This is a genomic window from Phenylobacterium sp. (assembly GCF_036263695.1).
GTDB lineage: Bacteria > Pseudomonadota > Alphaproteobacteria > Caulobacterales > Caulobacteraceae > Phenylobacterium.
In genome coordinates this window covers 1-9,224 of the sequence record NZ_DATAGM010000455.1, presented here as the reverse complement: position 1 = coordinate 9,224, position 9,224 = coordinate 1, and the positions used below count along the sequence as shown (strand labels likewise).

At 70.0% G+C, this 9,224-nt stretch carries 11 protein-coding genes and 1 pseudogene; 7 read left to right on the top strand and 5 right to left on the bottom strand.

The genetic code is table 11. From position 1 onward, the window contains the following. Positions 1-710 (top strand): DUF4166 domain-containing protein (locus VHK87_RS18295; protein ID WP_329636327.1); only part of this gene is annotated, 710 nt, incomplete at its 5' end. Between the two features lie 5 nt (positions 711-715). On the opposite strand, the gene VHK87_RS18290 is transcribed toward VHK87_RS18295, so the two are convergent. After that, the gene (locus tag VHK87_RS18290; protein ID WP_329636326.1) at positions 716-2,911 is read right to left on the bottom strand and encodes a TonB-dependent receptor; all 2,196 of its coding nucleotides are present in this window, start codon (positions 2,909-2,911) and stop codon (positions 716-718) included. 93 nt (positions 2,912-3,004) lie between these two features. On the opposite strand from VHK87_RS18290, the gene VHK87_RS18285 reads away from it, so the two are divergent. The 3 genes from VHK87_RS18285 (at position 3,005) to VHK87_RS18275 (ending at position 4,371) form a co-directional block, all read left to right on the top strand. Next, positions 3,005-3,376, top strand: a complete 372-nt coding sequence (locus tag VHK87_RS18285; RefSeq protein WP_329636325.1) for a MerC domain-containing protein — start codon at positions 3,005-3,007, stop codon at positions 3,374-3,376. 92 nt (positions 3,377-3,468) lie between these two features. Then, entirely contained in the window at positions 3,469-4,125 is a 657-nt protein-coding gene (locus VHK87_RS18280; RefSeq protein WP_329636324.1) for a glutathione S-transferase family protein, read from the top strand. A gap of 33 nt (positions 4,126-4,158) precedes the next feature. Then, the gene (locus VHK87_RS18275) at positions 4,159-4,371 is read left to right on the top strand and encodes a DUF4287 domain-containing protein (RefSeq protein WP_329636323.1); all 213 of its coding nucleotides are present in this window, start codon (positions 4,159-4,161) and stop codon (positions 4,369-4,371) included. Between the two features lie 14 nt (positions 4,372-4,385). Here VHK87_RS18275 and VHK87_RS18270 read toward each other — a convergent pair whose 3' ends face one another. The 4 genes from VHK87_RS18270 to gcvA all read right to left on the bottom strand — a co-directional run bounded on the left by VHK87_RS18270 (position 4,386) and on the right by gcvA (position 7,673). Further along, on the bottom strand, positions 4,386-5,255 hold the full coding sequence (locus tag VHK87_RS18270) for an alpha/beta hydrolase (RefSeq protein WP_329636322.1): 870 nt from the start codon (positions 5,253-5,255) through the stop codon (positions 4,386-4,388). Between the two features lie 100 nt (positions 5,256-5,355). Continuing rightward, complete coding sequence (locus VHK87_RS18265) at positions 5,356-6,000, bottom strand: ParA family protein (protein ID WP_329636328.1); 645 nt, start codon at positions 5,998-6,000, stop codon at positions 5,356-5,358. Between the two features lie 100 nt (positions 6,001-6,100). Next, complete coding sequence (locus tag VHK87_RS18260) at positions 6,101-6,664, bottom strand: putative glycolipid-binding domain-containing protein (protein WP_329636321.1); 564 nt, start codon at positions 6,662-6,664, stop codon at positions 6,101-6,103. 52 nt (positions 6,665-6,716) lie between these two features. Beyond that, complete coding sequence (gcvA, locus tag VHK87_RS18255; RefSeq protein WP_329636320.1) at positions 6,717-7,673, bottom strand: transcriptional regulator GcvA; 957 nt, start codon at positions 7,671-7,673, stop codon at positions 6,717-6,719. Between the two features lie 174 nt (positions 7,674-7,847). On the opposite strand from gcvA, the gene cobA reads away from it, so the two are divergent. The 3 genes and pseudogenes from cobA to VHK87_RS18240 all read left to right on the top strand — a co-directional run. Then, complete coding sequence (cobA, locus tag VHK87_RS18250; RefSeq protein WP_329636319.1) at positions 7,848-8,693, top strand: uroporphyrinogen-III C-methyltransferase; 846 nt, start codon at positions 7,848-7,850, stop codon at positions 8,691-8,693. Continuing rightward, positions 8,690-9,049 carry a DUF2849 domain-containing protein gene (locus tag VHK87_RS18245; RefSeq protein ID WP_329636318.1) on the top strand — a complete coding sequence of 120 codons (360 nt, stop codon included), beginning with the start codon at positions 8,690-8,692 and terminating at the stop codon, positions 9,047-9,049. The genes cobA and VHK87_RS18245 overlap by 4 nt, the downstream gene beginning before the upstream one ends. A gap of 7 nt (positions 9,050-9,056) precedes the next feature. Continuing rightward, positions 9,057-9,224 (top strand): annotated as a pseudogene (locus VHK87_RS18240) (nitrite/sulfite reductase); the annotation flags it as partial.

Sequence of the window (9,224 nt, the reverse complement as noted above, 5' to 3'; positions counted from 1 at the left end):
TGATCCCCTCGATGGCCGCCGAGGCGATCGTCCGGTGCATGCTGGCCGGCCGAGCGCCAGCGCCGGGCGCCCGCGCGGCCGTGGCCGAGCTGGAGCTCGCGGACTACGACCAGCTGTTCGCGGGCCGCACCATCGTCACCGGCCGGCGGACGGAGGGCTCAGAGGCTGAGGCGCCGCCGCTCTATCGACGTGTGCTCCGCGAGGCTTATGGGCGGCTTCCCGCCGAGATCCGCGACCTGCACGACCGCCCGACGGCGATGGCCGGCGTGGCGATGGTCGAGCGCGGCGGCCATCCGCTAGCACGGCTCCTGGCGAACCTGTTCGGCTTTCCGACACCGGGGCGAACGCCGGTTCGCGTTGAGTTCGAGCGCACGCTGCAGGGCGGGGAAGTCTGGCGCCGGAACTTCGGCGGCCGGTCCTTCAGCAGCCGTCAGTGGGAGGGGCGGGGCCGGTGGGCCGGCCTGATCCTGGAATCGTTCGGGCCGGTAACCGTCGGCCTGGCTCCGGTGGTCGCCGAAGGGCGGCTGGAGCTTATCGTCCGCCGCTGGAGCCTCTTCGGCGTCGTTCTGCCGAGGGCCTGGAGCCCGACGGGGCCCGCCTACGAGCACGTCGAGGAGGGGCGGTTCGCGTTCGCGGTCACGATCTCCCACCCTTGGCTCGGCAAGCTCGTCTCGTACGAGGGTCAGCTAAGCCCGGCGACGGACGCCTGAGGGCGTCAGAAGCGGCGCTCCACCTCGACGCCGACGATGCGGGGCGCCTCGAGGGCGCCGTAGACCGTGCCGTCCATTCCGAACGCCAGATTGTCGAAGGCCAGCCCGCCGATACGGCGCTCGTCCGTGAGGTTGTCCACGAAGACCCGAGCCACCCAGTCGTCACGATCATAGCCGAGCTGGAGGTCCACTGTGGTGGTGGCGCCCTGGCGGCCGTAGTTGCGCTCATCCAGCGCCATCGCCCCGGTGAAGTTGACGGCGACGCGCGCGAAGAGGCCGGCGCCGTGTTGATAGCGGGCGGAGAGATTGGCGTCATACTCCGGCACCAACTTGACCGGGTTGCCGGCCAGGTTCTCGGCGCCGTTGAAGAGATACCGGTACTCGGAATCGACCCACCCGAAGCCGCCGCTGAAGCTCAGCCCCTCGGCGGCCTCCCAGCTCGCCTCGAACTCCACGCCGCGGCTGCGCACGGAAGCGGACGAGCCGATGAAGTCGGAGGAGGTCGGCCGCCCGTTGGCGTCCGTCAGCACGCGGATCTCCTGCCAGTTGTCGGAATCGATATGGAAGATCGCGCCGCTGCCGCGCAGGCGGCCGTCCGGCGAGCGGAGGCGGAGGCCGAGTTCGTAGCTCCACATGGACTCCGAGCGGTATCGCAGCACGTCCGGGTCGGAGATTCCCTCTTGCGTGGCCGCAAGGTTGAAGCCGCCCGGAATGTTGCCCTTGGCCGCGGTCCCATAGACCGTGGCGTCTGGCGAGGGCTCCCAGGTGACGGAGAAGCGGGGCAGCAGGGCGTCGTCCGAGGCCGCCAGGCGCGCGTCGCTGTAGTAGAGGATGGACCCGCCGCCGAGGTCGAGATGGCCGGCGGTCTGCACCGCTTCCTGCCGGGTGCGGTCGAAGCGGAGGCCGGCGCTAAGGGTGACGTCAGGAAGAAGGGCGGGGGTCCAGCGGGCCGAGGCGAAGGCGGAATAGCTTTCGATGGTCCGCGTCTGGACGGGCGCGGCGATGTAGGAATCCAGCGTGCCGGAGCCCACGAAGGTGGACTTGCGGTTGTCCTTCTCGTCGCGGAAGTAGGCGACCCCGGCCAGGAAGTTGAGCGGACGGGCGGGGTCGCTGGAGTAGCGCAGCTCCGCGTTCCACACCCGCTCGTCGTTCTCGTCCCGCCCGGCGGCGGTCGGCAGGGCCGTGAAGTCGAAGTCCAGGCCCCGGGAGTCGGAGTCGTCGCGCCGGTACGACACCGCCGCGTCCAGGGCGCCGGCGCCGATCCGCTGGATCGCGCTCAGGCCGACCACAAACTCCGTCTCGTCGGTGCGCGCCGGGGCGTCCCGGAAGTAGCCATAGCGGCCGGATGTCTGGCCGCCGTTGAAGTTGCTGTAGAGTCGGTCGTAGAGGGCGCTGTCCTGCGGGAAGAAGTCGTTGTCGAACAGGCCGGGCGCATCGATGTCGAGGATGTAGGCCGTAGCGTTGACGGTGGTGGCCTCGGTCGGCGTCCAGCGGACCTTGGCGTGGATGAACAGCTCGCGGATCTGGCCGGGATCGATCGCGCCGGCCGCCCGGTTGCGCATCCAGGTCGCCTCGTCGCTGTACTTGGCCGCCAGCGACGCGGACAGGCGGTGTTCGATCAGCGGCTGGGCGAAATAGCCTTCCAGGCCATAGCCGCCTGAGCCGCTGAAGCGGCTCACCGTGGCCCGCAGCTCACGCTCTGGCAGATCGCGCGGGTTGCGCGTGCGGATGACGATCAGGCCCGACTCGCTGTTGGCGCCGTACAGCGTGCCCTGCGGTCCGCGCAGCACCTCGATCGACTCCACCTGGCTCAGGATGGCGTTGGTGAGCTCGCGGAAAGGGATGCCGTCCACGTAGACGGCGGCCCGGTTCACGATGAACGGGTTGGATTCCACGCCGCGGATGGTGATGAACACGTTTCCCAGCTGGCCGCCCTGGTTGAACTGGACGTTGGGGACCAGCTCGTCGATCTGGCTGAAGTCGCGGATGCGCGCGTAATCGATGGCCCGTGCGTCCAGCACGGTGACGGCGGTGTCGCTGTCCTGCAGCGTCGATTGGCGCTTCTGGCCGGTCACGACGACCTCGCCGAGGTTGGCCGGTGGGGGCGCCTCCTGCGCGTAGGCGAGCGGGGCCAGGGCGGCGCAGAACAGCCCCATGCCCATCGCGCCGGCTTCGACCGCACGCTGCTTCCTTCGCTCCACTCCCGCCTCCCCCCCAAGCCTTGCAGCAGAGGTGTTATGATATAACATCACATCGTTGCAAGAGGAGAGAGCATGGGTACGCGAGCGCGGGCTATGGGGCTGGACGGGGCGGGCGCGGGGCTCTCGGCGCTGTGCCTTGTGCATTGCCTGGGACTGCCACTGGTCAGTTCAGCGCTGCCCGCGATCGCCGGTTTGGCTGAGGCCGAGTGGGTTGACCTGGCGATCCTGGCCCTTGCGGCGCCCGTCGCGATCGGCAGCCTGCTCGTGCCGAAGTCGGGACTGCGCCCCTCCGCGCCCGTCGCGGGCCTCGGGACCGCCGGGCTTTTCATGTTGGCGCTCGGCGCCTTCGGCCCGGCGGCGATGGAGCATTGGGCGAGCATCGCCGGAGGGCTTGCGCTCGCGTCAGCCCACCTCCTGAACTGGCGCAGGCGCCACATCCGCCTCCCAACTTGCCAACGCGGGTAGAGCCAGGCGTCTTCCTGGCGAGAAAAATCCAGCCGCTATGTCGTGATCGGCGCCCGCGGTTCGTCCTCGGGAAGAAGGCCTGGAGAGTGACCATGCGGACGACCCCCACCATCACCGCCTTCGAACGCTCGCCGGACGGTGGTCGGGGGCTGGCGCGGGACATGCGGGTGCGCTGGGCGCTGGAGGAGGTGGGCCAGCCGTACGAGGTGCGGCTGGTCTCGTTCGCGCAGATGAAACAGCCAGTGCATCTGGCGCGCCATCCGTTCGGGCAGATCCCGACTTATGAGGAGGGCGACCTCGTCCTCTTCGAGTCGGGCGCGATCGTGTTTCACATCGCCGAGCGGCGCCACGGGCTGTTGCCGGGCGAGGCGAACCCCCGGGCGAGGGCGGTGGCGTGGATGTTCGCGGCCCTGAACACGGTGGAGCCGCCGATCTTCGACCGCGACCTCGTGCAGATCCTGGAGCGGAAGGAGCCCTGGTACGAGGCGCGGATGCGGGCGCTGGAGGACAGCATCCGCACGCGGTTGGTCGCCCTCTCCCGCCACCTTGCGGACGCCGACTGGCTCGACGGCGACTTCAGCGCCGGCGACCTGCTGATGGTGACGGTCTTGCGCCGGCTCAATGGGTCCAGCCTGCTGGCCGACCACCCGAACATCGCCGCCTATGTCGCCCGCGGCGAAGCGCGGCCGGCGTTCCAGCGGGCGTTCGAGGCGCAGCGGGCGGTGTTCGAGGCTGCCTCAGGCGGCTGATGCAGGTACAACTTCAGAGAGGACGAACCCGCGATGGCTGACGAACGGATCAAGGGGCCCGCTTCCTACTTCCCGTCCATCGAGAAGAAGTACGGCCGGCCGATTTCCGAATGGCAAGAGCTGGTCCGCAAGGGCTATCCGGCCAAGCATATGGAGCTGGTGGCGATGCTCAAGAGCGAACACGGCATGGGGCACGGGCACGCCAACGCGATCGTCGCCCACACGCTGGCGGAGGACAAGGCGTAACGGCGGCCCCGCGCCTAGTCCGCCAAGAACGCTTCCACCTCGGCCATGAAGGCGTCCAGTTGGTCGTGGTGGACCCAGTGGCCGGCGCCTTCGAAGTTGGCGAGGCGGGCGTTCTTGAAGTGCTGGATGCGGCCGTCCTCGACCGGGTCGGAGGCCCAGGACTCCATGCCGCGGACCAGCAGCACGGGGGCCGTGATGCAGCGCCAGAGGCGGTGCTGGTCCTCGTGCGAGAGGCCGCCGACGCCGCCGCCGCGGGCGTAGTTGTCGAACTTCCAGGAGTAGGTGCCGTCCTCGTTCTGGTGCGTCCCGTAGACGGTGAGGTGCCGGGCCTGTTCGGGGGAGAGGTGCGGATTCTCCTCGGCCATCCGGGCGATGGCGTCCTCCAGGCTGGGGTAGCGGCGCGGGGTGCGGCCGGAGTTCTTGCGCTTCTCGGCGACCCAGTTGCGCAGCCGCGCCTCGATCGGCACCTTGGCCTGCTCGGCCATGGCGGCGGGGGAGGGGCCCAGGCCCTCGATGGCGACGATCTTCTTCACCTTGTCCGGGAAGGCGCCAGAGTAGTTCAGGCCGATGCCCGCTCCGAAGGAGTGGGAGATGATGGTGACCGGGGCCATCGCTTTCTGGTCGACGATCTGGGCCAGGTCGTAGACATGGCTAGCCATGTCGTAGCCGCCGCCGACCGCCCAGGCGCTGTCGCCGTGGCCCCGCAGGTCGGGCGCGACCACGTGATAGCGGTCGCGCAGGCGCCGGGCGACCCAGTCCCAGTTGCGGCAGTGGTCGAGGCCGCCGTGCACCAGCAGCATCGGCGGCGCCGTCGGATTGCCCCAGTCGACGTAGTGCAGCTTCAGCCGCTGCGAGAAGTAGAAGTGGGACGTAGGGCCTTCCATGGCGGTCTCCGCGGTGAGCGGCGCGATGCTTAGCACCCGGGCCGCAGCGCTCGCCATAGCCGCTGGTTGACGTTGCGGCTGCACCCTTCTCAGAAGGACCTCAGGCGCGCTTGGCCTGGCGGCCTTCGGCGAGACGAGCGAAGACGTAGTCCCAGAGCTCGGCGACTTCCTTGGCGGCGGCGCGGTCGGAGGTCTCCTCGGCGGAGCGGCCGCGTTCCAGAGCGGTCTGGTAGCTGGCGCGCGAGCGCAGGATCACCGGCGCCATCGGCGCCTGCATGTATTCCAGGCCCTTCAGGATGCGCTTCACCAGGGGCGACTCCACGCCTTCGCGGGCGACGGGAGCTTGGTTGAGGATCACGGCCGAGGGCTTTCCGAGGCGGCGCACGATGGTCAGGGTGCGCACCAGGCCCGCCAGGTCCAGCAGGGTAGGTCGGACCACCATGATGGCGAGGTCGGCCAGCACAATGGCCTCGCTGACGTCCTCCACCTGGCCGGCGGGGGTGTCGATGACCAGGAGCTGCTTGCCCAGGCCTTCGGCGGCGAACTGGGTGTTGAGCAGGGTGGCGCCGGAGACCACGACGCATTCGGGCCCGGGGTCTTCGCGGGCGGAGAGCACGTCCTGGGCCGACTTCTGCGGGTCGCTGTCGGCCAGCAGGGTGTCGACGCCGCGCAGATGGGCGGCCAGGGCCAGGTGGGTGGCGAGCGTGGTCTTGCCCGAACCCCCTTTGAGGGCGATCACCGCCACAGTTCTCAAGACGACACCTCGCGAGTTCTTCAGCGCCAGATCATCTCTTAGACGTGAATCTGGCGTGTCTGCGGCGCCGGAACGGCCAAGCGTCGATAGGTCACGTGGGCGGGGCGATTCGCTCGAAGAGGTGTTCGTAGGCCACAACGAGGCCCCGGCTGTCGACGACGAGGTCCGCCTGAAAGCCGGCGGAGAGGCCGAGGTCCACGTACCGCAGGCGGCCCGGCCCCTGGCGGTCGTAACGCTGGCGCGAGCGGGCGACGGTGAGGGCCGCACCGTCGATGAAGGCGGTGTCGAGGGTGAGGCTGGCGCCCGGCGCCTGCGGAGTGCGGCGGATCGGGAAAGTGTTGCAGAAGGGGGTGACGGAGACGTCCGGCTCTTCGGCGCCGTCGAGGTCCGGGCGGGCCGCCCCGCCGACCCGCCAGCCGGCGCCGGTCCGCTCCAAGGCCAGCGCGTGGTGGCCTTCTGGACCCCAGCGCTCAACCCTGACGGAGAGGGCGCGCCACTCAGGGGAAAGTCGCCAGCGGTGGTCAAGGCGAAAGCCGCCGGCTTCTAGGCAGATGACGCTGGAGTCGGCGAGGATGGCGTCCGGCGTGACGGTGAGCTCAAGGCGCTCGAGACCTTCGACATCAAGGCGCCGCCAGAAGAGGATGGTGGTGGTCATGGCGCCAGTGTAGCCGCGCCCGGCGGGGCGTTCCGGCGGGAAACGGACGGGGTCAGATCCCCGCGCCGGCGTCGAGGTTGCGGAGCTTTTCCTCGTGTTCGGCGGCTTCGGCTTCGATCCAGCCGATGAAGGCCTTCACCTGGGGCAGGCGGCCTTTGGCCTTGGGGTGGACGAGGTAGTAGGCGAAGTCGACGGCGGTCTGGTCCTGCAGGGGCGCGACGAGGCGGCCGGCGTCGAGGTCGGCCTGGGCCAGGGTGCGCTTGGCGAGCGCCACGCCGCGACCGTTGGCGGCGGCCTCGATGACCAGGCTGGACTGGTTGAAGCGCGGGCCGCGGGTGCCGTCGACGCCCTTCACGCCGCGGGCGGCGAGCCACATGGTCCAGTCGGGGCAGGAGTCGTCCGGCTCGGGCGAGCCGTCGTGCAGCAGCACGTGGCGGGCGAGATCCGAGGGCTGGCTGATCGGGTTGGTCGCCATCAGGTCGGGTGAGGCGACGGGGATCACCGTCTCGCTCATCAGCCGGCGGACCTCCATGCCCGGATAGCGGCCGGCGCCGTAGCGGATGGCCAGGTCCACCTCGCCGGCGGTGAGGTCGACGAGGTCGATGCCGGCGGAAAGCCACACGTCCACCTGCGGGTGGGCGTCCTCGAACTTGCCCAGGCGCGGCACCAGCCACTTTGCGGCGAAGGACGGGGCGGCGGTCAGCGTCAGACGCCGGCCGTCGACGGCGGCGGTGAGCAGGGAGGCGGCCTCGGCGAGGCGGTCGAAGGCCTCGCGCAGCGCGGGCAGGGCGGTCTGGGCCGCATCGGTGAGCAAGAGGCCCTTGGGCGTGCGCTTGAATAGCGCCGCGCCCACATAGTCCTCCAGGTTCTGGATCTGCTGGGAGACCGCGCCCGGGGTGACGGACAGCTCGTCGGCGGCCCGGCTGAAATTCAGGTGACGGGCGGCGGCCTCGAAGGCCCGAAGGGCGTTCAAGGGCGGAAGACGGCGTCTCTCGACGTTGCGTTCCATGAGTTTTGCTGACAGCCCCGGCAGAAGTCCTTGGCTTGCGAAGTGGCCCCTCGCGCACCAGTTTGCAAGCGTCCGGAGGTGTCTCGGCCCTTTTCACCAATGGACACGGCGGGGCGGGCGGTAAGTCCGCCCCGCACTGAGTTTTAACCGCCGGGTGTTAGAGAAGCTAAAACCATGACGACGCATCGCTCCGCCAGGCCGCCGAAGGCCGGACGCCTCGTCGTCCTCGGGCGTGGCCAGCGCGCCCGCAAGGCAGGCCGGGTGTGGCTGGTGGGCGCCGGCCCGGGCGATCCGGAGCTCCTGACCCTGAAGGCGCTGAAGGCGCTGCAGATGGCGGACGTGGTGGTCCACGACGGGCTGGTTTCCGACGAGGTGCTGGACATGGCGCCCGCGCAGGCCCGGCGGATCAGCGTCGCCAAGCGCAAGTCGCGCCATTCCTACGCGCAGGACGAGATCAACCGGATGCTGGTCGCCTTCGCCCGTGAGGGGCTGGAGGTGGTGAGGCTGAAGGGGGGCGACCCGTTCGTCTTCGGCCGCGGGGGCGAGGAGCTGGAGGCCTGCCGCGAGGCGGGGATCGAATGTCACGTCGTGCCCGGGGTGACTGCGGCCCTGGCCGCGGGCGCCTCGGCCGGCGCGCCGCTGACCCACCGCGGATCGGCCCAGGCCGTGACCTTCGTCACCGGCCATGCGGCCAAAGGCGAGGAGCCGGACCTGGACTGGGAGGCGCTCGCCAAGGCCAACCAGACGGTGGTGATCTACATGGGCCTGTCCACCGCCGCCGCGATCGGCGCGCGGCTGATGGCGGCTGGGCGCGCGGGCTCGACCCCGGCGCTGATCGTCGAGAACGCCAGCCGCGGCGACGAGCGGCGGATCGTGACCACGCTGGTCGAACTGGCGAGCGCGGCCGAAGGCCTCTCCGGCCCGGCGCTGCTGGTGGTCGGCGAGGCGATGGCCCTGGCCCAGGCCGGCGGCGCGCCCGCGGCCGTGCAGCCGCTGAAAGTGCAGGGGGTTTCGGAATGAAGGCGTTGACCGCCAACCGGCTCGCCGACGGCGAGGTGGTGTTCTGGAAGGCCGGCCAGTGGGTCGAGCGGTTCGCCGACGCCGAGCTGTTCGCCGACCCGGCCGCGGGCGAGGCCGCCGAGGCGCACGCCAAGTCCCAACCCACGGTGGTCGTCGAGCCCTATCTGATCGACCTGCAGGAGACCGATGGCGTCTGGACGCCCGTAAGCTACCGCGAGCGGATCCGGGCGCTGGGCCCCAGCAACCACATGCAACATGGCAAGCAGGCCGAAGGCGGCGACGTCGTCGAGGCCCTGCTGCACGCGTCCGGCGCCGCCCGATCCACGGGCCGCGTCAACCTTATCAAGCGTAAGTGAGGGCGGGATGTACCGCTACGATGCCATCGACAAGGAATTCGTCGCCGACCGGGCGGCCGAGTTTCGCGAGCAGGTCGGCCGCCGCCTCGCCGGCGAACTGACCGAGGACCAGTTCAAGACAATCCGTCTGATGAACGGCCTCTATCTGCAGCTGCACGCCTACATGCTGCGGATC